The organism is Anaerophaga thermohalophila DSM 12881, from assembly GCF_000191885.1.
Taxonomy (GTDB): domain Bacteria; phylum Bacteroidota; class Bacteroidia; order Bacteroidales; family Marinilabiliaceae; genus Anaerophaga; species Anaerophaga thermohalophila.
In genome coordinates, this window is record NZ_AEWI01000022.1 from 1 (window position 1) to 25,188 (window position 25,188).

Annotated in this window: 20 protein-coding genes; 11 read left to right on the forward strand and 9 right to left on the reverse strand. The window is 41.2% G+C overall.

What is annotated here, in order from left to right:
* Window positions 1-38 precede the first annotated feature (38 nt).
* The 9 genes from ATH1_RS0107845 to ATH1_RS0107885 all read right to left on the reverse strand — a co-directional run bounded on the left by ATH1_RS0107845 (window position 39) and on the right by ATH1_RS0107885 (window position 11,939).
* A complete protein-coding gene (locus ATH1_RS0107845; RefSeq protein WP_029164027.1) occupies window positions 39-341 on the reverse strand; it encodes a hypothetical protein in 303 nt (100 codons plus the stop codon).
* 732 nt (window positions 342-1,073) lie between these two features.
* Window positions 1,074-2,171: a polysaccharide deacetylase family protein gene (locus ATH1_RS0107850; protein WP_245531745.1), complete on the reverse strand. Its 1,098-nt coding sequence runs from the start codon at window positions 2,169-2,171 to the stop codon at window positions 1,074-1,076.
* On the reverse strand, window positions 2,140-3,018 hold the full coding sequence (locus tag ATH1_RS0107855; RefSeq protein WP_010419884.1) for a glucosaminidase domain-containing protein: 879 nt from the start codon (window positions 3,016-3,018) through the stop codon (window positions 2,140-2,142). The genes ATH1_RS0107850 and ATH1_RS0107855 overlap by 32 nt, the downstream gene beginning before the upstream one ends.
* Window positions 3,019-3,333: 315 nt before the next feature.
* Entirely contained in the window at window positions 3,334-3,789 is a 456-nt protein-coding gene (locus ATH1_RS0107860; protein ID WP_044115068.1) for a toxin-antitoxin system YwqK family antitoxin, read from the reverse strand.
* Window positions 3,790-4,027: 238 nt separating this feature from the next.
* Window positions 4,028-4,390: a carboxypeptidase-like regulatory domain-containing protein gene (locus tag ATH1_RS0107865; protein ID WP_010419890.1), complete on the reverse strand. Its 363-nt coding sequence runs from the start codon at window positions 4,388-4,390 to the stop codon at window positions 4,028-4,030.
* A gap of 422 nt (window positions 4,391-4,812) precedes the next feature.
* Window positions 4,813-7,557, reverse strand: coding sequence for a DUF3352 domain-containing protein (locus ATH1_RS0107870; RefSeq protein WP_010419893.1), 2,745 nt, complete (start codon window positions 7,555-7,557; stop codon window positions 4,813-4,815).
* A gap of 29 nt (window positions 7,558-7,586) precedes the next feature.
* Complete coding sequence (porZ, locus tag ATH1_RS0107875; RefSeq protein ID WP_010419896.1) at window positions 7,587-9,977, reverse strand: type IX secretion system anionic LPS delivery protein PorZ; 2,391 nt, start codon at window positions 9,975-9,977, stop codon at window positions 7,587-7,589.
* Window positions 9,978-10,217: 240 nt separating this feature from the next.
* Window positions 10,218-10,802, reverse strand: coding sequence for a non-canonical purine NTP diphosphatase (locus ATH1_RS0107880; RefSeq protein WP_010419898.1), 585 nt, complete (start codon window positions 10,800-10,802; stop codon window positions 10,218-10,220).
* A 303-nt stretch (window positions 10,803-11,105) separates the two neighbouring features.
* Complete coding sequence (locus ATH1_RS0107885; protein WP_010419901.1) at window positions 11,106-11,939, reverse strand: universal stress protein; 834 nt, start codon at window positions 11,937-11,939, stop codon at window positions 11,106-11,108.
* Window positions 11,940-12,097: 158 nt separating this feature from the next.
* Here ATH1_RS0107885 and ATH1_RS0107890 point away from each other — a divergent pair, with 158 nt between their 5' ends.
* From ATH1_RS0107890 to ATH1_RS0107945, 11 genes are all read left to right on the forward strand, one after another.
* The gene (locus tag ATH1_RS0107890) at window positions 12,098-13,534 is read left to right on the forward strand and encodes an adenylate/guanylate cyclase domain-containing protein (RefSeq protein ID WP_010419905.1); all 1,437 of its coding nucleotides are present in this window, start codon (window positions 12,098-12,100) and stop codon (window positions 13,532-13,534) included.
* Between the two features lie 164 nt (window positions 13,535-13,698).
* Window positions 13,699-14,088, forward strand: a complete 390-nt coding sequence (locus tag ATH1_RS0107895; RefSeq protein ID WP_245531746.1) for a bactofilin family protein — start codon at window positions 13,699-13,701, stop codon at window positions 14,086-14,088.
* Window positions 14,089-14,096: 8 nt separating this feature from the next.
* Window positions 14,097-14,492, forward strand: a complete 396-nt coding sequence (locus ATH1_RS0107900; RefSeq protein WP_010419912.1) for a hypothetical protein — start codon at window positions 14,097-14,099, stop codon at window positions 14,490-14,492.
* Between the two features lie 515 nt (window positions 14,493-15,007).
* Window positions 15,008-16,075: a F0F1 ATP synthase subunit A gene (gene atpB, locus ATH1_RS0107905; protein ID WP_010419914.1), complete on the forward strand. Its 1,068-nt coding sequence runs from the start codon at window positions 15,008-15,010 to the stop codon at window positions 16,073-16,075.
* Window positions 16,076-16,239: 164 nt separating this feature from the next.
* Window positions 16,240-16,437, forward strand: coding sequence for an ATP synthase F0 subunit C (gene atpE, locus ATH1_RS0107910; protein ID WP_010419916.1), 198 nt, complete (start codon window positions 16,240-16,242; stop codon window positions 16,435-16,437).
* A gap of 182 nt (window positions 16,438-16,619) precedes the next feature.
* Window positions 16,620-17,114, forward strand: coding sequence for a F0F1 ATP synthase subunit B (atpF, locus tag ATH1_RS0107915; protein ID WP_010419920.1), 495 nt, complete (start codon window positions 16,620-16,622; stop codon window positions 17,112-17,114).
* 256 nt (window positions 17,115-17,370) lie between these two features.
* The gene (gene atpH, locus ATH1_RS0107920) at window positions 17,371-17,907 is read left to right on the forward strand and encodes an ATP synthase F1 subunit delta (RefSeq protein WP_010419923.1); all 537 of its coding nucleotides are present in this window, start codon (window positions 17,371-17,373) and stop codon (window positions 17,905-17,907) included.
* Window positions 17,908-18,106: 199 nt separating this feature from the next.
* Window positions 18,107-19,699: a F0F1 ATP synthase subunit alpha gene (gene atpA / locus ATH1_RS0107930; RefSeq protein ID WP_010419929.1), complete on the forward strand. Its 1,593-nt coding sequence runs from the start codon at window positions 18,107-18,109 to the stop codon at window positions 19,697-19,699.
* A 6-nt stretch (window positions 19,700-19,705) separates the two neighbouring features.
* Window positions 19,706-20,581 carry an ATP synthase F1 subunit gamma gene (atpG, locus tag ATH1_RS0107935; protein WP_010419935.1) on the forward strand — a complete coding sequence of 292 codons (876 nt, stop codon included), beginning with the start codon at window positions 19,706-19,708 and terminating at the stop codon, window positions 20,579-20,581.
* 1,055 nt (window positions 20,582-21,636) lie between these two features.
* Window positions 21,637-23,598, forward strand: coding sequence for a DNA primase (dnaG, locus tag ATH1_RS0107940; RefSeq protein WP_010419938.1), 1,962 nt, complete (start codon window positions 21,637-21,639; stop codon window positions 23,596-23,598).
* A 149-nt stretch (window positions 23,599-23,747) separates the two neighbouring features.
* Complete coding sequence (locus tag ATH1_RS0107945) at window positions 23,748-24,980, forward strand: nucleoside recognition domain-containing protein (RefSeq protein ID WP_010419941.1); 1,233 nt, start codon at window positions 23,748-23,750, stop codon at window positions 24,978-24,980.
* The last annotated feature ends 208 nt before the right edge of the window (window positions 24,981-25,188 follow it).

Consider the following 25,188-nt stretch of genomic DNA (forward strand, 5'->3'; position numbering starts at 1 on the left):
CATACCACATTATATGGGGCGTAGAAAAGTGGGAAACTTTAATTAATAATACGTGACACGAGGGCAGGATTTGTATTTCCTGCTCTTTCCGGTGGAACATCCCAGCCTATATTGGGTTTTACCAATACTTTTTGTCCGGCTTTGACAAATTTATCCATCCCGCCGAGGGCTTCCATCGCTTTATCAAACATATCGGGGGCTTCGCCACCTCTCACTGCTGCCAGATCGTACTGACCTTCCTCCGCAGTCAGACCTACGGCATTCAAGCCTCCAAAATTGGGGATCAATGCTCCGGCCAGTCCTAAGCCTGCGCTTTTCATTAGGAAATCTCTTCTTTTCATAAGGCCTCCTTGTGATTGTTGTTGGAAAGTTACCTCTGTGTTTCTGTTTCAGACGACTCCTTTCCGGTTTAAAATTTTTGGATAAATTTTGGGTTGGACAAAATGATAACTTCCTCTTATCCCGAGGATAGAGGATATCATTTTCAACTTTGAATATATTTAGTGCCTGTCAAAATACCATTTACTGTGTTACGCTTGTCCGAAAAGCACTCATTTACGACAAGTAAACTCCGTATTTTCGGACTTTGCAAGCCTTGTAAATGACACTTTCTGAACAGACGCATGTTTTGGTATAATTTTTCCGACCTCTTAGACGTGCACTATTTATAAATGTGGATGATGGGATCAAATTCATAAACCTGGTCTAAAACATATTTGTTTTAAACTCATTAAAACGGGTTAATTCCGGCACAAAAATTTAAAACGCCTTGATTTTGACAAAAATATGTTTTTTATACCGTGCTCATACATGTAAAAATTGCCATATTTTGAACCGTAAATATATGAATAAGATGGAATTTTTCATCAGCAATCCGTTAATTTAGAGTTGGTTTAAATAAAACCATCACTTATCCTGATTAATTTGTTTTTTTTTCATAAAATACTATTGCTGGACAAATATTGGGAAACCAAACTGAAAAATCAGTATACAATTTACGGTTTGTCGTACCATTTTTACTGATCTTAATGTCAATATTTGATTTTCGTCGCATCATGCAAGCTTTCCCTTCACTATTCTGCCACATCCGGGTTTATCAGCAGACGCGAAAACCAATGCCACTGTCCGTCAGGGGTACGAGTGGTGATGGTCACAGGGGTACGCCGTCTGTTGTTCGGTACATTGAAGGAAAAAGAAAGCTGATTTCCGTCAAGAGATATTGCTTCGGGCGACGGCTGTCCGCCAATAAAGCAATTGAATGGCCCGCTGAGTGCCTCTCCGACAAGTTGTATTGAATAAGCCGGTTTCTCTGCGCTTTTTACAATGATGGGTAACTGGTCTTCTTTTCGGACTTTGAGCGGATGCATATTCACTTTGCTGATGAACTGCTCCATGGACACATGGCTGCCGGCTACCGGGAAGCGTGGTACGGCATAAGGGTGAGATGTATTGCTCAGTACTCCCGAGTTTTGCGCAAATGCAATGTCATAATCTTGTTTCTTAATGACCTCAACCATGTCATCTGAAAACTCACCATAAGGATAGGCATACGTTTTGGGAATAATACCTAAATGTTTTTCAAAGAGGGCTTCCGCTTTCAGTAAATCCTCTTCAAAAACCTTTGTGCGCAAAGAATCAGGTTCATTTAAAAAATATTTGTGCTGATGCGAATGGCTGCCTATTTCAATCCCTTTATTCCTCAACTCTTTCAACTGCTCCCAACTAAGGTAGTCGCCCCATCCCACACTTTCGGTATTAACATAGAGCGTGGCTTTCATTTCGTATTTTTCCAGAAGAGGAATGCCGTTTTCATAAAAAGAAGCAAATCCGTCATCCACAGTAATCAAAACCTTTTTGCTTTTCTCCGCCAGTGCTGAAGTGTCATTCAACAGATCACTTACTGTGAAGGATTTAAAACCATTATCAGACAAATACTTCAAATGTTCTTCAAAAACCGAAACCCGGGTATTCGTGGAAGGATAGCGGGAATCGCCGAAACGGTGATACACCAGAGCGACCACTTCGAAATCTGTGGTTAACTTTTGCCAAAGCGGTTCGCCGGGGTTATCGGCTGAATTCTTCCCTGCAGTGTTTCCCGCACAGGCCGCAACAAAAGGCAGGAAAATAAGAATCCTGATTTTATAAAGCCAGTAATTTTTCCCAGTTTTCATCATTTTCATCAATTTCTTCCAGTTGATAATGATCATATTGAGACAAATCATTGAACTCAATGACATTCCGTAAAGAAACCACGTACCCCAGGCGTTTTTCCGAATAATTACTTAAAAACCATATCAACCGGTAAGGATTCTGAGATTTCATCCTGCTTTTCCGAAAGTCTTTGTAAGCACTTCCACGGGCAATAACCAGCAAATAATCGTAAACAGAATCGAAAAGTGTATCATAACTCCTGAGAAAAATAGTGTTCTCTCCTCTCGATTCACCGGCCACTATGCGCTGCTCATCGCTGTTGTACGACCAGATTCCAAAGGCGTTGTTGGCCTCTTTGAAAAAACGGGAACTGCCCCATCCACTCTCAATGGCCGCCTGAGCAAGAACGATGCTTGCAGGATGGGGATGAAGACGATTGAGCAAATCACTTTCGTTTTTAGCATTAAACTTCTCCAGAAAATTATTCAGCACAATGCTGTCTTCGGAAGAAAAACCTTGCTCTTTCGTTTTTTTAAGAAGCCGTTCGATCTGCAATCGTTCGACTGCTATTTTTTCCTGAGCCAAAAGTATCGCAGGCAGCATCAGATGAACAAATTTCTTTTTGCGGTCTTTAACGCTAAGTTTCGAAAAATCAGGAACTTTAACATAAAGTACAGGTTTTACTAAACTATCGGAATGGATTACAATAGAATCGGCGGTATTGATATCAATAATTTTGACAGGCCTTCCTGATGGTGGCCCAAAAATTTTGAAAATGATGAATGCGAACAAGCCAACAATCAGCAGTCCTCCCACAATTGGCAGGGCATTTCGACATGAAAGTTTCTTCCTTAGTTCTTTCAGCATCAAGGTTGTATTCTTTAATTTTTCAATGTCTCCAATATACTAAAATTTAGTCAAAGTATTGGTGCCTGCTCATGCAATTTGCCTCTCCCTCATTGCAGTGATGGCTTCGGCAAAGTGTACCGCACTCAGGAAGTCAGTTCTTATTTTATTTGTATAAAATTTATTAAGGCCGAGTGGAACTCATATGCAAGTATTTAGACATTTTACCATACAAAAAAACCTTACCGTATTGGTAAGGATTTTTGTTCATCAGGGTAATCGTACGTGAGTAAATTAGAAAAGCAGTGACCCCATAGGCGGGTATCACCTTCAATTTTAATATTCCCTTTGGTTCGTGAGTTTCCCGTTTTCGTCCCAGATGGACCAAACACCTGTTTTAACGCCCTGAGTATACTCCATTTCGTATCGCAGGGTGCCGTTTTCGTCCCAAATATACCATTTACCGTGCTTTTTGCCATTTTGGTAGCGCGCTTCAGCAATTTTCATTCCCGCTTCATTCCAGGTGATCCAGGTTCCGTCCATTTTATTATTAGTGAAACTGCGAACTTCTTTTTTCGTTCCGTTTTCATAATAATAAGTGGTGGGACCGTCTTTTTTACCCTCCTTTACCTTCATCTCAAGACGAACGGTTCCATTGGGGTAATACTCAATGTAAGTACCTGAATAGGGATTGTTGTTGGAGTCGTAGTAGATACCATCTTTTTCAACAAGCTGGGCGAGCAGCAGAGGCGCTGATGCAACCATCGCGATTAGTAATATCAACTTTTTCATGGCTTTCGTATTTTAAAAATTATCAAAAGCCTCCCAATTTAGTCCTGTCTTTGTGTTAACGCAAAGTTAACATTAAAGTTACATTCCGGCAACTTTATTTTAACATTCGCGGGCAGACTCATTCATAAAATTCATCCCTGAGTTCTTGCTATCAGAAATTTGGGTCATAAAAAAAAGGGAAGACGTACACAAACACGTCTTCCCCGGTTTTATATTGCTGAATTGTTGATGGACTGCGTTATTCGCTGTCGACGTTTTCCAATTCAAGATTGAGCGCATGCATTTCGTTGGTGTGCACCCTGATGTTTCGAACAACCGGCTGATAGGAAATATAATTGACCTGAACCGAATAGTCGCCGGGTTTTACTTTGTCGAAAAAGAATTTTCCATCGAAATCGGTGTAAGTTTTTGTTTCGGTTCCATCGAGTTTAACTTCAACGCCGGTCAAGGCTTCTCCTGTTTCTTCGTCAATAATGGTTCCTGAAATGCAGGTATTGACGGCTACCGGTTCTCCCGGGTTCTCTGTCTTGTCGTTCGAACCCGCCAGGGCTGTCATCGATACAGAGGCAACCAGTGATAAAATTATTAATAATGCTTTCATAACATCTGTATTTTGCGTTATAGTACTCCTTTTTGTTTTTCTCTGGTACAAAACTACAGATGCTATATTATCTTAATATTAAGGTGGTATTATCAGAGAATTAAAATTGAGTACGGTCTAAAAAGCATCCTTTTTGTCAACCTCGTTGTTGTTTTTCATCCGTATAAAATAAGTTTATGTTATTGTGCTGATGCAAGTTATCATGCTTTAATTGATGATAGATGATGAGAGGTATGATTCTTCGCTCCGCTCAGAATGACAGACTTTCTAATGTCATTCTGAGGAGGTATCGACGAAGAATCTGTTCCCTGTTTTTTGATTTCTTAGATGATTAGTGGTTTATACATATTCTTGTTGTGGAAAACTTTGCCATGCTCGTTTCAATTGGTTACAACAAGAATAAATAAAAATTGCGGATATCATCATTCTACTCTGTAGTTGTATAAATAGTTGTTTTCACCTCCTGTTATCAGATTAAACCGATAGGCTGATGATTTTAAAAAGCCTATTGAAAATCTTGTTGTTCCTTTCAATGGGAATCCCTGATAAAGAGAACCGTCGCTGTTATAGAGGTATATTTTTGAGTTTTCTGTTGAAACGAGGCCGATTTTATGGTCGGTTGAGGAGAACTGATAAATGTCGGCGATTACATTTACCGGGTATTCCAGGGTTTTATTAACGATGGGTTGAAGGGTCGAATTAAAAATCTTTAGTTGTTCAGGGGTTACCAGCACATATTTAGGATTGTTTTCCTGAATGATAGTAAAATAATGGTTATTGCCATCCACTTTTGTTTCGGGATGAATATTGGTTCTGCCGGATGGAAGCATGATTCGGCCCAGGGAGCCGTCAGTTGTGGTTGTAACCAGTGCTGATTTTTCAGAGTCGGGATATTCCAGGTAAAATGGGCTATGTTCATTTCTTATAAAGCTTTTATCGGGTATGACCCGGTGATTCCCACGACGGTCCATGATATAGTTACGGTACTGGTCGCTGAACACTATGAAATCTTTCCCGCTGGTTCTGAAAAACTGCACAGGTTGTGTTACAATGCCTTCTGTTTGCGGGATATTCCAGCCGGGAATCCTGGCGCCTGTTTTGTCAAAGAGGTATATTTTACGGTCGTTTAATGCCAGAAATACGCGATAGTTCCGGTTATTATTATAATCGAACACAGCCAGTCCGTTAGTGGCTTTCGTAGGCAATGTATAAGGGTACCGTGCTACATGGTTCCCGTTACGGTCGAGGAGATACAATTTTTCTTCTGTGTTGAAAAGGTACTGCAGCTTTGTATTTTCATAGTAATCTATTTGAAATATCTCACTTAGGATGGGCCCGTCGAGCGGCCGCTTCCAGAGTATGCGCCCCATGTTGTTGATGAGGTACAGATTGTTGGCCTTGTCCTGCACCATTATCTCTTTTTCCGAGGTATAATGATTTTCAACCAAAGCGGGTTTCATTGATACCATCGAATCAAGGCGGCTTTGCCAGATGGTACGGGGCTCTTTGTCGCGATGAGGGGCGTAATTGGCAAAAGCGGTTACATAGTTAAGGCCTGAATTGTGTGATAATTGAAACCCTGCGCCATAAAAATTGAACAGTATTTTGTTCTGTTCTTTAGTCGGATGGAAGATATCAGCATTCAGGTATTGGCTGATATATGAATAAAGATGGGGAATTTCCGCGAAAAAGAACAGATTTTCTTCGTAGGCAAAATTTTCCGTGAATGACGAGAAGTAAGGATGACTTTCCAAAGTTCGTTTAAGCACATTGTTGTATAAAAATGATTCCAGAGATTTGGGACTGTCTGCAAAAACCAGGTAATTGCGGTAAAACGAGAAAAACTGCAGAGGAGCATCCGGAAACAGGTATTCAAGGGTCAGTCTGGGCAACTTGTCCGGGAATCCACGATAGATTGGAAACGAAATGGAGTTATCTACATTATATGTGGAAACGGGAGTGGTTGAAATGCCAAAATATTCCTGCATTTGTTTAAGTGCCGGTAAAGTTATTGCCTGTCCTTTTGTTTTAAAAACCAGGAACCTGCCTTCTTTGGGGTTGCTGGTATTGTAGTTTGTGAAAGCCATGGCGAACTCGCCGGCAATATTTCCGAAAAAGGCATCGACAAAATGTTTGCCGGTAGTATTATTAAAAGACTGATTGGCTGTTTCAAACTCGTTGGAATCTTCGGAATTTAAAATGTATTTTTTAAGGTTTTCGATAAAGCGGATATCATTGGCATAATTATATCCCAGAAACAACCTGGTGTCCGAAGGGAGAACCTGCGAAAGCGTCGACCTTTGTGGCTCAATACCATCAAAGAGTGAGATAAACGGGGATGATGCATTGCCTGATGCGGATAAAAATCCGTTAAGGGCCATTCCGTCTTCCTTTAAATGGATGTCTAAAGCACCCCATGAACTCAATTTACCCAAAAAGTCGGCATATTGTCTGGAATTGGAGGCAAAAAAGGGTTCAGAGAAAGAAGGTATTTGTGAAAAGTTGATAAAAAGCGACCCCGTGGCTCCTGAACTTGTTGTTTTGTTAAGTGAAGAAAATTCTCTGTTGTTGCGCAGTGAATGGTCGGTTTGTTGTTGCCGGATAGATGCTTCTACCATTAAAGAAGATGTGCTTACCGTTAACACCCCGTTCTGAACAGTGGCATAAACGGTTTCATCACTTGAATGGGGCAGTGGAATCTGATAAATGGTAAATCCGGTATAATTACGTTTCCCTGTTTGATGATTGTTTATCCACGACCTTATTTCGTTCTGATGGGCCTGGTTTTGTAATGCAAAATGATAACTTAATTCAATATTTGTTTTGCCTATTTTCTGGAAAGAAATGTAAACCGGAGCTTTTAACAAATTCCTGACCGGGGCGGAAGAAAACAGCGCCGATGTATCGACAAAACTGATGACATTGTAAACAGAAGCAAGGCTTTCAAAAGCTTTCAATTCCGACCGATAATCTGCTTTTTTCCGGAGGGTGTTAATAAAACCGTTGACAGAATTGATCCTGAGTACCAGTGCTGTATTGGCAGGCACCGAGTCCAAGGTTTTTTCGGCGTTAAAACTCTGATGTCGGTACAGGTTCCATAAGACAGCAATAATAATAACTGCGAAAACTAAAATAATTCCGAAAATACTCAGGTTTCGTTTAGACATCAATCGCATTTTTTATAGCTGTTCTATTGTCATCGGATGATCGCCACTTTGGCAGATTTATTTTTACTGCCGTCCGGTGATGCCAAAAATATAATATATATACCGGATTTCACTTTTTCACCATAAAGATTTTTCCCGTTCCAGAAAGCATTTCCTCCGAGCGATATTGTTTCATATACCAGATTGCCCGCTGTATCGGTAATTTTAACATTCGTTTGGTCCATCAGTCCGGTTATGGTGATGGGGCCTTCATGCTCAGGTCTTACCGGATTGGGATAGACGTACACATTGCTGAATGTATTTTTCCCTTCTACGGCGGCTCCACGGTAAGAGATTAACCCTTTGTCGGTAGCGAAGAAAACCTCGCCGGTGGATTCATCAATATCAATATTAAAGATGTTATTGGAAGGAATCGGGCTGTTTCCGGTATTAAAATGCTCGATGGTTTGTGTGCCGTCTTCTGATATCAGATAGATACCGTTTCCTTCGGTTCCAAAATATTTCCTGTTTGCACCGTCAACAGCAATTGCTGTGATGCGAATGCCTTCGAGCAGATAATCGGCCAGTCCGCTGCCATCGTTCCGGGGTACTTTTATTTTCGAGAAGACCGGTCGTTCTGTTTCGAAAATCTGACCGGGGTTATATTGAACGACTACCCCGTTTTCTGTGCCAAACCAAAGGTAGCCTTTTTTGTCTTTCTCAATGCAAAAGGCCCCCTCGATGATTTCTTCACCGTTTTCATCCCACAGCTTCAAAGGGCCTTCATTTCTGGGATCGGGGTCCTGCTCGCGGGTAAGTAAACCCCGGTACCGGTCATCCGAAGAGTTGTCAATAGTGCCGTTATCGTCAAAAACAAAAATACCTTTTTGACGATGCAAGACAGGCAGCCATTTATAGCCATTGTTGTCGATTATTAACGCTCCGTTTTTCTGGTCGCCTTCGGTTATGTCGGCATAATCGTATTTATACCAGGCATTGTCCATAACGTTGTAAACAGCAAAAATCCATGTAATGGAAGAACAATTCATAAATAGATTCCCGTTCGTGTCAAATGCCATACCCCAAACCCTGATGTATCTGCCGGGGGGTGCATCCGGGAAATTGGTAAGTTCGCTGTTTTCATCAGTATATTGGGCGGCAAGGGATATGGTATCGTTACTCTTTTTAAATTCGAATACGCCGTTCCCCCATGAAGAAATGAAAACATTGTCGGGGTTGAGGGGGTTGACTTCAATGTTGATTAAATCGCGGGCATTACTAAATTCCGGAGTGTTTGAAGAGGTAAAGTATTGCCATTCTCCGTTTTTCTGAATAGAGACACTGGCCGGAATATTTGCATTGTTATGAATGGCACCGAACCCACCCGGGACAATCCACAATTCATCGTTGATTTTTTTTGTTTTGTAAGTCGAATTTGAATAGGGGCCGGGCGGCAACACCTGCTGATATTTGCCGGAAGTTGTTTTATGGAAAAGGCCGCCGTTCCAGTCGGCCACCCAAAGTGTCTGATCTTCCGCTATAAAAGCATCCCTGTAGTCAGGCATATATTCAACCTGGTTTTGAATAATTATGGTGTTCTGTGTGGAAGTTGTTTCAAGTTGACTGTCGGTAAAATAAATACGATTTTGGGTGGTAATAATAAACCCGTTACCGGAAGGACGTATGTTTTGAAAATTCCCGTAACTGGAAAGCGCCGATACACCCCTGTTGTTGAATAATACCAGCTGGCAGGTGCTCCCTTTTTCTCCTTTTGCGGCAACAATACCTGAGGAATTTGACTCAACATCACAAAATGCTGACCGGTCTTCCGAGAGCAATTCCCAGCTTTCGTAATATGAGAGCGTTTTGTTCATATCGGCCATCATAAGACCTGATGCAGTTGCCGCGTAAATGGTATCATCCTGGACAATCGTTTTGTTCACTTTCAGATAAGATGCTTCATCTCCGATAATAAAAGTGGAAGCAATTTCTTTTTTTTCAATATTTAGTTCCAGTATTCCAAAATCTGTACTGCAGAATACCCTTCCGTCATCATAAAGAAAATGATTGATTTTTTTACTACCGGACATGTTTTCAATCTTGAGGTCCGGAATATTATATGTGCCTTCATCTGTTAGTACGTCAATGTTTCCGTTTTCATAGCCAATCAGAATTATGTCGTCATAAGGAATTGAATTTATTGCTGAAATTTCGGAATCGGAAAGACCGTTAACTTTATTTTTAACACTAACTGAGTTGGTTTCTTTATGATAAAGGATCAGCCCCAGATTGGAAGCACCAATTATGAAGTCTTTATTCTCGGCTGGATTAAAGCATTGTTTGTATGAATAATAAGTCGTCCATAAGTTCTGCGCGGATGTGGACGCCGAAAGTGCTGAAAACAAAAGCAGGAAGCAGACATTTCTTATTGTTGTATTCATCAGTATAAAATTAGTCTAAGTTTTTAGATTGATGCATCATATTATATTTTAATTGATGTCAGATGATTAGGTTAGATTCTTCGCTTCGCTCAGAATGACAGAATGCTCAGTGTCATTCTGAGGAGGCACGACGAAGAATCTGTTACCTGTTTTTGGTTTCTTAGATGATAAGAGGTTAGATGGTGTTTATACATGTTCTTATTGTGACAATCGTTGTCATGCTCGTTTCATGGATGTTAATTATTCCTTATCAAGGGTTTTTAAATAGTCGGCCAGTTTTTTCACTGCTAAGGCTCTATGGCTGATTTTGTTCTTCTCATCGAGTGACATTTCTGCAAATGTGAGTGTGTATCCTTCCGGTAAAAAGACAGGGTCGTAACCAAAACCCTTTTCTCCGCGCGGGTTTTCGAGTATCGAGCCATTAACAATGCCCTCAAACAACAACTCTTCATTGTTGATGATCAGGGCAATAACTGTTCTGAAGCGGGCTTTTCTGTTCCGACAGTTCTTTAATTCCCGGAGCACTTTCTCCATGTTCTTTAAACTGTCTTTTTCTGGTCCGGCATAGCGGGCCGAAAAAACACCGGGCGCACTGTTTAGTGCATCAATTTCCAGACCTGTATCATCGGCAAAACAATCGGTTCCCAATTGGTTTTTTATATAACGTGCTTTTTGTAATGCATTTTCTTCAAGAGTTTTACCTGTTTCCGGTATGTCGCCTTTAAATCCCATTTCCGGGAGTGATTTAACAGTCCGGTTTTCTCCTAATATACGGCCTATTTCAATGGTTTTATGTTTGTTGTTCGTTGCAAATACGAGTTCCATAATTATTTGTAAATGTGGCAGTAAATTACATAAAATCTTTCATAATAAATTTCGGTGTCTGTCATGACCCGAAACTTTAGGAGAAGATTATTCTTTATTGTAATATGCGAAAATACAAAAAACAAGGGGAATGTTGGTGATAAAAACTTTGCGAGACTACATTCTTTTTGCGGTAAAAATCGGAGAGAAGTGAAAATTGTGAGTGTGTTATAGTTTCATTTTGGCAAGCAGAAAGGAAACGCCAAATCGCGCTTTTGAAGTCCGGACAAGCGGCCTGTTCGCTGTTCACAAACAGGATTGATTTCAGAAGCTGCCACCATAACCGTACTTCATCAAATCTGTTCTTGGGTTAATCACCATAACCGGAACTTTGGCGCTGTTGGCAATAATATACTGTTCGTGAGCCCCTAAGATATAATCATGGAAAGCAATGTCACGGGTGGTCATGATGATGATCAGGTCGGCGTTGTTTTCTTTGGCAAACTCAATGGTTTCCTCCGAAAATGGAGCCTTATGTTTGGCCAGTACCAATTCGTAATCGATGTTCTTTTCTTCCAGGAAATTTTTACAGAATACCACATTTGCCTTGGTCCGGCTGTCAACACTACCATCCCTGGCTGTGTCGGAGAACAAATAAATTTTGGTTTTGAAATAGCGGGACATATATTCTGCCCATCTAAGTTTTTCTTTGTTTTCGGACTTGAAATCGACCGGGAAAACGATTTTTGTATAATCGTCCTTTTGCGGGGGTTCCTGAACAACCAGGAACGGTACTCTGGAGCCGACAATCACTTTCAGTGCCCAGCTTCCGGTGAGTTTTTGCATACCGCGCATTCCGTGGGTAACCATAACCACCATTGCACATTCGAGTTCTTCCGAGACTTCATTAATGGTTTTAAAAATAGTTCCTTCTTTGACCAGGATTTCAGGCTTTACGTTTAGCTTTTTTTCGATGTCCTTTGCCTCTTTACGAAGGTTTTCTTCGGCCGGTGAAATCTCCGATTCTTTTTTAACGATATGAAGTAATGTGATGTTTGTGTTTAAAACACGGGAAAGATTTACAGCATGTTGAACTGCATTAAATACAGTGTCCGAAAAATCATAGGGCACAAGAATACTATGCATCAGGCTTTCCATAGTCAGTTTTATTGTATTTAACTGGCTAAAGATAACATTTTTGTTTTTACAAACATTAAAGATTTTGCAGCATTTTTTTTAAGTGTTTCAAAGTTTGGATGAATGGTGGTTTTTTCAAGACTTTTTTTATATTGCGGAAGGTAAAATATTTTTAAGTGATGCCCGAAGGATTCTCAGTTAATATCTATATGATACTCATATTGCTTGCCGCATTTATCATTTTTGGTGTAATGTGGTTAAGAAATTTTATTCATCGTCGCGTGGAAGAACTTACAGCCGAACGACTTGCTTTGGCACTAAAAGTGAAGGAAAAAGCACACCGGATTCAGGCACAATATGACACCGATTCCATCGTTTATACACATCAGGGGCCTAAAAAGAAATCCAGGAAATATCAGAAAGTAACAGTCCTTTTTGCCGATATTCAGGGGTTTACCCGAATTGTGGAACAACTTAATCCGGAGATGCTCATTGATGAGCTTGACCAGTTTTTTCTACATTTTGATGAGATTGTCGAAAAATACGGGATCGAAAAAATTAAAACGATTGGCGATGCTTATATGTGTGCAGGAGGGCTGCCTGTGAAAAACAGCACCAATCCGGTAGAAGTTGTTTTGGCAGCCATCGAAATGCAGCAGTTTATGGATGAGATGCGCCGGATAAAAATGATTGAGCACAAGGACTACTGGGAGTTGCGGATTGGTATTCATACAGGGCCTGTTATTTCCGGGATGGTTGGACGAAAAAAGATTTCTTTCGATATATGGGGAGATACCGTTAACATCGCGAGTCGGATGGAATCATCAGGAATGGCCGGAGAAATAAACATTTCGGGCACTACATGGCAATTGGTTAAGGAGTTTTTTGTTGCAGAGTACAGGGGCAAGATGCCAATCAAATATAAAGGAGAAACGGATATGTATTTTATTAAAGGTATTATTCCTGAATTATCAGTTAATGGTGAGGGGAAAGAACCAAACGAACTGTTCAGGATCAGGTTGCAGCACATCAGGTTTGGCGATATGGAAGAGGCGGTACTTAACAGGCTGGAGAATGAATTGTCTGACGATCTTGCCTATCACAACATGAAACATACCGTAGATGTGGTTACTCAGGTCGAGATTATAGGGCGTGGCGAAGGCGTCAGTGAAGAAGAAATGCTTCTTTTGAAAACAGCCGCACTTTTTCACGATACAGGATTCCTGATTTCTTATGATAATCATGAAGATAACAGTATTGAGCTGGCAAAAGAAGTTTTACCCATGTATGGTTATCTTGACGACCAGATCGAAGAAATTGTTGAATTGATTAATGTTACCCGAAAGGAAGCTCAACCACGAAATCATCTTGAAGCCATTTTAAAAGATGCCGATCTTGATTATCTTGGCCGGTCCGATTTTTTACCGGTGTCGGGAAATTTGTATGAAGAATTTCAGAAGTTTAACGGTAAAATGACATTGCCGGAATGGAATAAAAAGCAGATCAGTTTCATCACCAACCATAAATATTATACCAATACGGCCAAAAACCTCAGACAGGTAAAAAAGGAACAACAACTAAGTGCTTTAAAGGATTTCATGAAGGGAGGGCAATAATTTGTTTTTTCTTTTTAAATTTGTTGTTCAGATCAATATATCCTGATCCTTTGATGTTTAATATCTAACCATCTAATTATCTATGAGTTTGCCAACAGAGATGCTTTTTAGGCCGGGCTCATCTATTAAAAAAGTATTATTAACAAATATAAATGTAAATGGAGATGGCGAAAAATTTTGAACCCGAGAATAAACTACCCAACATGATTGGTCAGGGAACAAAAATTGTCGGAGATGTTGAAACCAATGGAGACATTCGTATCGACGGACATATTGAAGGCAATATTAATTCCAAAGGAAAGGTTGTTATCGGGTCAAACGGGATGATAAAGGGAGAGGTGATTTGCAGCAATGCCGAGCTGGCCGGTTCCCTGAACGGGAAAATAAATGTTAGCGAGCTTCTTTCTCTTAAGGCAAGTTCAAAAGTAAACGGAGATATTAAAACAGGGAAACTTAATATTGAGCCCGGAGCTATTTTTTCCGGAACCTGTAGCATGGGAAATCAGCAAACACCAGCTTCCCAACAGGCTCCTCCCAGGGATATTAAAAAGTGATTTGCTTTATGACAACGCTTTTAGCATATAAAGTGTTACTGATTAAGGAAATTTTTTATGGCCTGCTGTTGAAAGGATTGGCAGGTCTTGTTGTTTTTATTGAAGCCGGTCATGTTCCAAAAAACTGGTTTTATTTAGCTTTGATTATTATTGCTTTGTTTCCTGTGACTTCTTTTGTGCTGAAGGAGATTAAAGAACATTGGGAAAATTCTGTTGGTTTTGCGGTTATGGCTTTGTCTTTGTTTAAGTTGATATTAATTCCGGTTTTGATTATTATTTTATTTGACAAAAATCATGAAGATGTAGAAGCCTATGTTATGCCCAGCCTTATTGCTTACCTGGTTCTTTTAGCTATGGATACGAAGTGGAAAATAGAATGGCTTTTTGGGAAGAGGCGTTTTTGATTTTAGGTGCAAATCTTCAGCGGATGAAATGAGCATGGCAAAGATTGCCTTAATAGATTATCAGATTTTTAGATATAAGTAATTTAGACATTAGTTTTTAGACATTAGTTTTTAGTCATTAGCCAGTAGTTTGAATTATAAACACAACATACGTCTTTGCGTTTTAGTTTTTTTTAAACCCCTGCAACACCACAGTTTGCCCGTATAAAGAAAAAATATTTATATTGATGAAACGAGCATGGCAAAGTTTTCCGCTACAAGAACATATATAAGTTCTTGCATGCGATTTCCATCAGGCCAATGACTTAGACCTATTTTATGCTGATGAAATTGAAGAGTGGTGAAAGAGCATGTTTAAAAGAATCAGGAGTTCTGTTGAGCCTTAAAATCAGATTTGAAACTTCTGTTCTTTTCATCACGTATAGTACGGGAATCTGAAGAAAATGGCGGCAGATAACTTATCCTTTATTTTCAAGTGTTTTAGTGAATTATCAGGTGTTTCTAAAATTAGTAGTTTGAGGTATTTTATAGTCATATTCTTTCTGTTCGGTCTGGGTTTGTCTGTTTTTTCGGAAAACCATGCAACAGAAGAGGGCGATGTTGAGGTGTCCGGGCTAATTATCGAACACATCAGCGATTCTCATCAGTGGCATATTATTGAATATACGAACCGGCATGGGCAGACCATTCAATTGTCACTCCCATTACCCGTAATTTTATGGTACGACGGAGAACCCTGGTTTTATTCTTCTGATGAGTTCTATCATTCCGAAACACCTGCAGCAATCGGGGATGATTTTGTTGTGCTGAAAGATGAAACTTTTTATATTACCGGATCCGATGGAGCCGTCAATTATGATGAGAACGGGCATATTACAAATGTTTCACCGGCTGATTTTTCGATCACCCGGAATGTTGCCAGCATGTTCTTGTCCATGATTATAATCATGAGTGTGTTTATTTTAGCAGCCAGAAGTTATGCCCGGCATGGTATGGTTGCCCCAAAGGGTTTAAGAGCAGTGCTGGAACCTCTTATCCTTTTCGTGCGCGATGATATTGCCCGGAGCCAGATTGACAACGACAAAGCCGATAAGTATGTTCCCTTTTTGCTGACATTGTTTTTCTTTATCTGGATTAACAATTTAATTGGCTTAGTGCCTTTTTTCCCTGGTGGAAGTAATCTTTCCGGGAATATTAGTTTCACTGCAACTTTGGCTGTTTTTTCTTTTTTTGCAATCAATCTGTCCGGCTCGAAGGATTATTGGAAACATACTTTTACAGCTCCGGGAGTGCCGGTTTTTGTGAAGTTCCTACTCGTTCCTGTGGAATTTATCGGACTTTTTACCAAGCCATTTGCATTAATGATCCGGTTATTTGCTAATATTACGGCCGGTCATATAATTATTTTAAGCCTCGTGACCATGATATTTATTCTAAAATCAATCTATATTGCACCGGTCTCAATATTGCTTTCTTTGGTGATGTTCATGCTGGAGCTTTTGGTTGCTGTTTTACAAGCCTATATATTCACCATGCTGACATCATTATTTATAGGGATGAGTACAAATAAAACCGAACATTAACAATTGAGTGCAGTATAAAAAGCATATTTTTGTCAAAATCAAGGCGTTTAAATTTTTGTACCGGAGTTAACTTGTTGTTAATGAGAATTCAAAAATTTAAAACAACAACGAGTTTGGCAACAAAGATGCTTTTTAGACCGGGCTCACAATTAAAACATTGAAATATGGAATTAACAGCTATCGGATTAGGAATTATTGTTTTAGGTGCCGCATTCGGAATTGGTAAAATCGGGCAATCTGCCATTGAATCAATGAGTCGTCAGCCCGAGATCAGTGGAAAAATTCAAACTGCCATGATTGTTGCCGCAGCTCTTGTCGAAGGGGTTGCCTTGTTTGGTATTGTTGTAGCCTGGCTGGCCTGATGAAACGAAACTGGCGCATTGATTTATTAAATTGGCTATAACTTAGCCAGACTATTCGGAAACAGGAATATGTAAGTTCTTGCATACGAGTTGGCACGATAAATCAGGGCAGGCTATCCGACCGTATTAAATTAATTTTATACGGATAAATCAATCTTGCAGTTGGAATTAAAAAGAAGTTTATGGAACTGTTAACACCAAGTCCGGGATTAGTTTTTTGGACTTCCCTTTCATTCATAATTCTTCTGGTGGTGCTTCGAAAATATGCTTGGCCATCCATTCTGCGTGCCCTGAAGGTACGCGAGGAGACCATTTCTTTTGCGCTTGAAGATGCCAGAAAAGCCAAAGAAGAAGTAGAAATGATGGAGCAAAAAAAGAAAAGAATTCTCGATGATGCCAGGGGAGAACGGGATGCCATATTGAAGGAAGCCAGAGAACTAAAGGAGCAGATTATGGAAGAGGCACGTGAAACGGCACGTGAGGAAAGCCGGATAATGCTTGATAAAGCCACCAAGGATATTGAGAATCAAAAACAGGAAGCGCTTCAGGAAATCAGGGATACCATAGGCCGATTATCACTGGAGATTGCAGAGAAAGTATTAAAAGAAGAACTTTCGGACAGTGAAAAACAGAAAAAGGTGATTAATACTTATCTTAACGAAATGAACCTTAATTAGTGTCTGTCCATAAAGTACAATTTGCTGTGTTACGCTTGCTGCCAAAAAACTCATCCCGAGGTCGCTTTTGTAAGATTTTTCTTAATAAAAAACCAACAAAAAGCAAACTCGGAACTCCGTTTTTGGCGGCTTCGAAGGCCCCGATGATATGAGGGCAGGCATTGCAACCGACACTTTCTGAAACCACACATGATTTGTTACAACTTTTCCCGACTTTTATTGAATTGACGGGAACTAATTAGCACTATTATACAGGATGAACAGAGGTCCCATCACCATAAGATATGCCAGAGCACTGTTTGAGCTTGCCAAAGAAAGGAACGAACTGGACAGATTGTACCATGATTCGAAACTCCTTCTTGATCACTGTCTGACGGTGAGGGATTTTTGTGCCTTTCTGGAAAATCCCGTGATAATGCCATCCCGGAAAAAGAATGTGCTCAAAAAGGTTCTTTCAGGTGAGCAGAATCCGCTTATGATCAGGTTTTTAGACCTTGTCATTGATAAAAACAGAGAAAATTTTCTGCACGATATCATTGTCACTTTTGAAGATTTATACAAAAAACATAAAGGAATCAGAAGTGTTAAAGTTATCACTGCTGTTAAGATGGATAAGGATTACCTGGATAATCTGCAAATTTACCTCGAACGCGAATTTGAAGGGCCCATTGAAATGGAGGAACAGGTGAAGTCTGACATAATAGGGGGCGTAATTCTGGTTGTGGATGAGAAAATCATCGACAACAGTATTGCTCACCAGATAAAATTATTGAGAAATAAATTGTTGAGTTAAAAATACATTAGAGGAGGTACAGCTTCCGTACAATAGTGAAGGATAAAAAGCAGAAGATGAAAGCAACAAGCTGCTCGCTTCTTGGGGCTTTGACCTTGCACCTGGTAATGGGTCAGTTAGCCGGCCTCCTCCTTTTTGAAATTATTACAGCGAACTCTGATTTTTATTTTTGATTTGAGTTAGAGAAAAGAAACTTGATATGGAACAAATTCGTCCGTCGGAAGTCTCCGAAATAATAAAAAAAGAAATAGAAGGTTTTCAATCGGCCACGGAGCTGGAGGAAGTGGGAACAGTATTGCAGGTTGGTGACGGGATTGCGCGTGTTTACGGGTTGTCTAATGTCCAGTCGAACGAGCTGGTGGAGTTTGATAATTGCATGGGCGTTGTCCTCAATCTTGAAGCCGATAGTGTAGGTGTTGTATTATTAGGTGATTCCCAGCTTGTATCGGAAGGCGATATCGTGCGAAGAACCAAAAGAATAGCTTCCATTAAGGTTGGAGACGGCTTGGTGGGCAGAGTTGTTAATACCCTTGGCGAACCTCTCGACGGGAAAGGAAGTATTCGCGGACAGCTGTATGAAATGCCATTGGAGCGCAAAGCGCCGGAGGTTATTTTCAGGCAACCGGTGAAGGAACCGCTGCAAACCGGGTTGAAAGCCATTGATGCCATGACGCCGATTGGACGGGGACAACGGGAATTGATTATCGGAGACCGTCAAACCGGTAAAACCGCCATTGCCATTGACACCATTATTAACCAGAGGCCGTTTTTTGAGGCCGGCGAGCCGGTTTATTGTATCTATGTGGCTATCGGACAAAAGGGCTCAACGGTGGCTCAAATTGTCAGTACCCTTCGTAAACATGGTGCCATGGATTATACTATTGTGGTTTCCGCGACGGCTTCCTACCCGGCCGCTATGCAGTTTTATGCCCCCTTTGCAGGAACCTCTGTGGGAGAGTACTTCAGAGACACCGGACGACACGCACTCATTATTTACGACGATCTTTCCAAGCAGTCGGTTTCTTATCGTGAAGTATCTCTGTTGTTGCGACGGCCTCCCGGACGGGAAGCTTTCCCCGGCGATATCTTTTATCTGCATTCCCGGCTGTTGGAAAGAGCAGCCAAAATTATAGAATCGGATGTGGTGGCTGCCCGGATGAATGATGTCCCCGAATCATTAAAGGGGAAAGTTAAGGGTGGTGGTTCTTTAACCGCTTTACCGATTATTGAAACCCAGGCAGGAGATGTTTCGGCATATATCCCCACCAATGTTATTTCTATTACAGATGGTCAGATTTTTCTGGAAAATGATCTTTTCAATGCAGGAGTGCGTCCCGCCATCAACGTGGGAATTTCCGTTTCACGGGTTGGAGGTAATGCGCAGATCAAACCCATGAAAAAGGTCGCGGGAACGTTAAAACTTGATCAGGCTCAGTATCGCGAACTGGAGGCTTTTTCCAAGTTTGGCTCCGATCTCGATCCTGCCACCATGGCCGTACTCGACAAGGGTAGAAAAAATGTTGAATTGCTGAAACAACCTCAGTATAAACCGGTGCCGGTTGAACAGCAGGTGGCTGTTATTTATTGCGGCACCAGGGGACTGCTTCAGGATGTCCCGATGGACAAAGTGAAAGATTTTGAAAGAGAGTTTATCGAAAATCTTCAACTGAGGCATTCCGATGTTTTAAAGAACATTTTATCGGGGAAATTTGACGATGAAATTACCGGCAAGATAGAACAAGTCGCCCGCGATGTGGCAGCTCAGTTTAAACCAGGTGAAGAGAAGGAATAATTATAAATGGCTAATTTAAGAGACATACGAACAAGGATTAGCGCCATCAAAACCACGCGCCAGGTGACCAGTGCTATGAAGATGGTTTCGGCAGCAAGGCTGAAGAAGGCGCAGGACGATGTCGATCATATTCGTCCCTATACCACGCGTCTTATCGGTATTATCAATGACATGGTTTCGGCGTATCCCGATATTAAAATTAACTATACTTTCCCCGGCAGAGGTGACAAAGTAGTGCTTTGGGTTGTTGCTTCAAACCGTGGTTTGTGCGGCGCTTTTAATTCAAATGTTGTGAAAACTGTTCAGTCGCTTTTAAGGACTGACCTGAAAGACGATTACAGGAAAGGAAATGTTGAAATCAGAGTCCTCGGGAAACAGGCATGGAAAATGTTGCGGTCAAGGAATATTGCGCCGCATGTATTGGAGGAAGGGCAGCTTGTTGATCCGACCTTTGCCAGGATATCCATGTTGGCCGACGAAATGATCGATGAATATGATCTGGGGATATTGAAAAAATCGATTGTCATCTATAATGAATTTATCAATGCGGCAGTACAGGAAGTGCAGGTTCAGCAATTTTTGCCCATAAGCATTCCCGAAGTGAAACGCGATAAACCAATTTCGGAGTACATTCTGGAGCCCAACCGGCAAACAATTGTAGATACGCTGATGCCAAAAACCCTGCGGTCGCTTTTCTATCAGGTAGTGCTCGAGTCCATTGCTTCCGAGCACGGCGCCAGGATGACTTCCATGCATAAAGCTACCGATAATGCTACCGACCTGATCAGAGAACTGCAACTTTCGTACAATAAAGCCCGTCAATCGAACATTACCAATGAGCTGATTGAGATTACGTCGGGAGCTGAGGCGTTGAAGAGGTAGAAATTATCTATGAGTACCCACACCCCCCCCCCATATCGCGAAAAGTTTTTATTCCGTTTTCAGCACTGAGCCCGAAAGACTAACTAATGCCCATCTATAAAATGGGAAAAAGTTGTAACAAATCCTGTGTGGTTTCAGAAAGTGCCGGTTGCAAAGCTTGCGAAGCCGTCAAAAACGGAGTCTATTTTTCATCCGTATAAAATTAGTCTAAGTTATTGGAATGATGCTACTTATCATACTTTAATTGATTTTAGATTCTTCGCTCCGCTCCGAATGACAAACAGCTAAGGTTGAGGTTGAGGTTGAGAGTTCATCTCAGTTGACGCAGATGAACACAGATTATTTTTATTAACATCAATAAAAATCACATCTTAGTCTGTTTGCTTTTTTAGATTCTTCGCTCCGCTCAGAATGACAGACTGACAGACTGTCTAATGTCATTCTGAGGAGGTAACGACGAAGAATCTGTTCCCCGTTTTTGGTTTCTTAGATGATTAGAGGTTAAATGGTGTTTATACATGTTCTTTTGTGACAATCTTTGCCATGCTCGTTTTGTAAATGAGTATTTTGACGGAAAGCGTAACACAGCAAACGGTACTTTCTGGACAGACACTAACTAATTTTTTCATAATCCTGTTTTGCGATTAGAGATAATTTCAACTTCAAAAACGGGCAAAATTTTCTACCTTTGAAACAAATCCCGAGTAATCAGGACGTGTTCCATCCGACTTTAACAGACTAACTTTATACGGATGAAACGAGCATGACAAAGATTGTCACAAAAGAACAAGTATAAAACTCAATCATGCGAGTTCCATCAGACCAATAGCTTAGACTAATTTTATACGGATGAAACGATCATAGCGAGGTTTATTCAACCTAAGTTAAGCAATACGAGTGATGCGAAGTATTGCTCAACTTTAGAGTTAACCCCTATTTAGAAAATGTTGGCTTTTACCAATATTTTTGATGAAAGCCGTACATTTTTTAAACGTTGAGCGGAATCCCTCAGTTTGGGGTTACAAAAATAAGGCATTAAAAAGCTGCAAGCAGGTATGATTGATAAGGGTACTATAGACCGGGTGATGGAGGCCGCGCAGAGCCAGATTGTAGAGGTGGTTTCGGAGTTTGTAAATCTAAAGCGCAGAGGGGTTAATTATATTGGATTATGCCCTTTTCATAATGAGAAAACGCCTTCTTTTATCGTTTCTCCACACAAAGGAATTTTTAAATGTTTTGGCTGCGGCAAAGGGGGCAATGCGGTAAACTTCCTGATGGATCATGAGCAGATTTCGTTCGTCGAAGCCATTAAAATCCTTGGAAAAAAGTTACATATTCCCGTTGAAGAGAAAGAACTGACCCCTGAAGAGGTGGCCCATCAAAACGACAGGGAGAGCATGCTGGTGGTCACAGGTTTTGCAGCCAAATATTTCGAAGGAAGGTTGCACAACTCCGACGAAGGAAAGTCTGTAGGATTGAGTTATTTCAGAGAACGGGGTTTCCGTGATGATATCATTAAAAAATTTCAGCTGGGATATTCTCCCGATTCAAAAGATGCTTTCACCCGGGAAGCGCTTCAAAAAGGATTTAAGCTCGATTTTCTTGAGAAAACCGGACTTACCATTGTCAGGGACGATTATAAAGCCGACCGTTTCAGGGGACGGGTCATTTTCCCGATACACAGTCTGGCAGGTAAAGTAATCGGATTTGGTGGCCGCATACTTCGTACCGACACCAAAACAGCCAAGTACCTGAATTCTCCCGAGTCGGAAATATATCACAAAGGTCACATCCTTTACGGGATGTATCAGGCCCGTCAGGAGATTGCCCGCCAGGATCGTTGCATCCTTGTTGAAGGCTACACCGATGTTCTGGCTTTCCATCAGGCCGGGATCAGCAATGTTGTGGCTTCGTCCGGTACAGCGCTGACGCCTGGACAGATCAGACTCATTTCCCGTTTCTCGAAAAATCTGACCATTATTTTTGATGGTGATGCTGCCGGAATAAAGGCTTCTTTGAGAGGGATTGACCTCGTGCTCGAAGAGGGTCTTAATGTAAAAGTACTTTTGCTACCCGATGGCGAAGACCCCGACTCTTATGCCAAAAAACTTGGTGGCGAAGCACTCCGCGAGTATATCAAACAGCACGAAACCGATTTTATAAGGTTCAAGACCGGTCTGCTGATGGAAGAGGCGAAAAACGATCCGGTACAGCGTGCCAGGCTTATTCAGGATATTGTCCATTCTATTTCGGTGATTCCCGACTCCATTACCCGCACCGAGTATGTAAAAGATTGCAGTAACCTGATGAAAGTGGAAGAGCAGGTGCTTTTCATGGAGATTGGTAAACTTCGCCGAAAAAAAATGGAGAAGGAGGCAACCAGAAATAACAGCTATTATGGCCGGAATACAGAAGGAACACCTTCTTCGGGTAATGATGTTGAGAAGACAGCAGTTCTCTCTTCCAATCCCTTTGAAACGGAAGAAAGAGAGGTGTTGCGGTTTTTATTGAAATACGGTGATCTTGATCTTGGCGAATTCGAGTTTGAGGAAGGTACCCGGCGTGTTACTGTTGGAGAATATATTATTACAGAACTTAAGCAGGATGATCTCGAGAGCGTGAATCCCCTTTACAACGAAATTATGAAGTTGTATGAGGAGAACTTCCGGAATCAGGGATTTAAATCTTCTCAGTTTTTTGTTTTCAGTACCGACAGCAGGATCAGCAGTCTGGCCAGTGACCTTATTGCAAGAGAATATCCCCTGAGCCGGATACACACAAAAAACGGACAGGTTGCCAAAGAGAGTGACCGGTTGGATGAACTGGTACCAAAAGTTGTTACTGAGCTAAAGTGGAGAAAGGTGAAAGTCCTCCTTGAAGATAAACGGAAACAACTGAAGACCGCCGAAGAAGCCGGCGATCAGGAAAAGTTTATGGAACTCCTGCAGGAAATTAACGGACTCCAGCAGGCGTTTATTTATATTTCGAAAGAGCTTGGCGAAAGAACAGTAGTGTAATTTTGTTTCAAAATCTTACCATTTGATATATGAGAACCTGCAGGCACACTGTCAGGCAGTTTATCGATGCTGTTATTTCCTAATGCAAAATCTGCTGTATTGGATGGATAGAATTTGGCGCCCGGCATGATGCCTATAAAAAATAATTTATGGTACTAAACTACATCTGGATTGCTTTTTTTCTGATTGCCTTTGTTGTGGCATTAATAAAGCTCATTTTTTTTCAGGATCTGGAAGTTTTTTCCAACCTGATGAATGCCACATTCGATTATGCCGGGACAGGTTTTGAAATATCTCTGGGACTCACCGGCGTTCTCACTCTATGGCTTGGGCTGATGCGTATTGGAGAGAAAGGCGGGATGGTTACTGCCATGTCGAAAGTAATCGGTCCGTTTTTCAGACATATTTTCCCTACTTTGCCCAGGGATCATCCAGCTTACGGATCAATGATGATGAACATAGCCGCCAATATGCTTGGGCTCGATAATGCCGCTACGCCAATGGGCCTTAAGGCCATGAAAGAGCTGCAATCGGCCAATGAAAAGAAAGATACGGCTTCGAATGCCCAGATTATGTTTTTGGTTTTGAATACTTCGGGACTGACCATCATTCCTGTTTCAGTAATGGTTTACAGAGCCGAAATGGGAGCTGCCAATCCGGCCGATATCTTTCTACCCATTCTTCTGGCTACTTTTTTTAGTACAGTTGTGGGTTTGATTGCGGTGGCCATTGTACAAAAAATTAATCTTTTCAACCGTGTCGTGATTGGCTATCTCGGGGGGTTGTCGGTCTTTATCGCAGCGGTTATTTACGGATTGTCTTTACTCGACCGGGAGGAGATAAGAATCGTGTCGTTGTTGACGGCCAATATTATTCTTTTCTCTATCATCATTACCTTTATAGTTATGGCCATGATGAGAAAAGTAAACGTGTACGAAACGTTTATAGAAGGTGCGAAAGACGGGTTTTCTATTGCCGTCAGGATCATCCCTTACCTGATTGCCATCCTCGTGGGTATCGGTGTTTTCAGGGCTTCCGGTGCAATGGAGATACTTATCAGCGGGATTGAATGGGTTGTTGCCGCTGCCGGGTTGAACACCGATTTCGTGGGCGCTCTTCCTACGGCATTAATGAAACCTCTTAGTGGCAGTGGCGCCCGTGGAATGATGGTCGATGCCATGAACCTTTACGGAGCCGATTCTTTCGTGGCACGTATAGCCAGTACTGTTCAGGGTGCCACTGATACCACATTTTATATAATCGCCGTTTATTTCGGATCGGTCGGTATCCGCAAAACACGTCATGCGGTTACCTGTGGACTCATTGCTGATTTCGCCGGTATTGTTGCGGCAATATTGTTGGGGTATCTCTTTTTTGGTTAATGACATTTTTGTCTGACAAAAGTGCAAAAAGACATGACTTGCGAGGGGAATTTTTAAAAAAATTGGGATTTAAAAGGAAACCAAAGTTAATTGTTTTCGTAGCAATGGGATATAAATAATGCCAATTACTAAACAGGATTTAACTATTTGACAAGCATAGAGAATTGTCGGTTTGCGTTTGCGAACATCTTGAAATCACTTGGTTATT

Bases quoted from the DNA above. Each gene is read 5' to 3' on its own strand.
- ATH1_RS0107845 (WP_029164027.1), bottom strand. From the start codon at position 341: ATGAAAAGAAGAGATTTCCTAATGAAAAGCGCAGGCTTAGGACTGGCC.
- ATH1_RS0107850 (WP_245531745.1), bottom strand. From the start codon at position 2,171: ATGAAAACTGGGAAAAATTACTGGCTTTATAAAATCAGGATTCTTATT.
- ATH1_RS0107855 (WP_010419884.1), bottom strand. From the start codon at position 3,018: ATGCTGAAAGAACTAAGGAAGAAACTTTCATGTCGAAATGCCCTGCCA.
- ATH1_RS0107860 (WP_044115068.1), bottom strand. From the start codon at position 3,789: ATGAAAAAGTTGATATTACTAATCGCGATGGTTGCATCAGCGCCTCTG.
- ATH1_RS0107865 (WP_010419890.1), bottom strand. From the start codon at position 4,390: ATGAAAGCATTATTAATAATTTTATCACTGGTTGCCTCTGTATCGATG.
- ATH1_RS0107870 (WP_010419893.1), bottom strand. From the start codon at position 7,557: ATGTCTAAACGAAACCTGAGTATTTTCGGAATTATTTTAGTTTTCGCA.
- porZ (WP_010419896.1), bottom strand. From the start codon at position 9,977: ATGAATACAACAATAAGAAATGTCTGCTTCCTGCTTTTGTTTTCAGCA.
- ATH1_RS0107880 (WP_010419898.1), bottom strand. From the start codon at position 10,802: ATGGAACTCGTATTTGCAACGAACAACAAACATAAAACCATTGAAATA.
- ATH1_RS0107885 (WP_010419901.1), bottom strand. From the start codon at position 11,939: ATGGAAAGCCTGATGCATAGTATTCTTGTGCCCTATGATTTTTCGGAC.
- ATH1_RS0107890 (WP_010419905.1), top strand. From the start codon at position 12,098: ATGCCCGAAGGATTCTCAGTTAATATCTATATGATACTCATATTGCTT.
- ATH1_RS0107895 (WP_245531746.1), top strand. From the start codon at position 13,699: ATGGCGAAAAATTTTGAACCCGAGAATAAACTACCCAACATGATTGGT.
- ATH1_RS0107900 (WP_010419912.1), top strand. From the start codon at position 14,097: ATGACAACGCTTTTAGCATATAAAGTGTTACTGATTAAGGAAATTTTT.
- atpE (WP_010419916.1), top strand. From the start codon at position 16,240: ATGGAATTAACAGCTATCGGATTAGGAATTATTGTTTTAGGTGCCGCA.
- atpF (WP_010419920.1), top strand. From the start codon at position 16,620: ATGGAACTGTTAACACCAAGTCCGGGATTAGTTTTTTGGACTTCCCTT.
- atpH (WP_010419923.1), top strand. From the start codon at position 17,371: ATGAACAGAGGTCCCATCACCATAAGATATGCCAGAGCACTGTTTGAG.
- atpA (WP_010419929.1), top strand. From the start codon at position 18,107: ATGGAACAAATTCGTCCGTCGGAAGTCTCCGAAATAATAAAAAAAGAA.
- atpG (WP_010419935.1), top strand. From the start codon at position 19,706: ATGGCTAATTTAAGAGACATACGAACAAGGATTAGCGCCATCAAAACC.
- dnaG (WP_010419938.1), top strand. From the start codon at position 21,637: ATGATTGATAAGGGTACTATAGACCGGGTGATGGAGGCCGCGCAGAGC.
- ATH1_RS0107945 (WP_010419941.1), top strand. From the start codon at position 23,748: ATGGTACTAAACTACATCTGGATTGCTTTTTTTCTGATTGCCTTTGTT.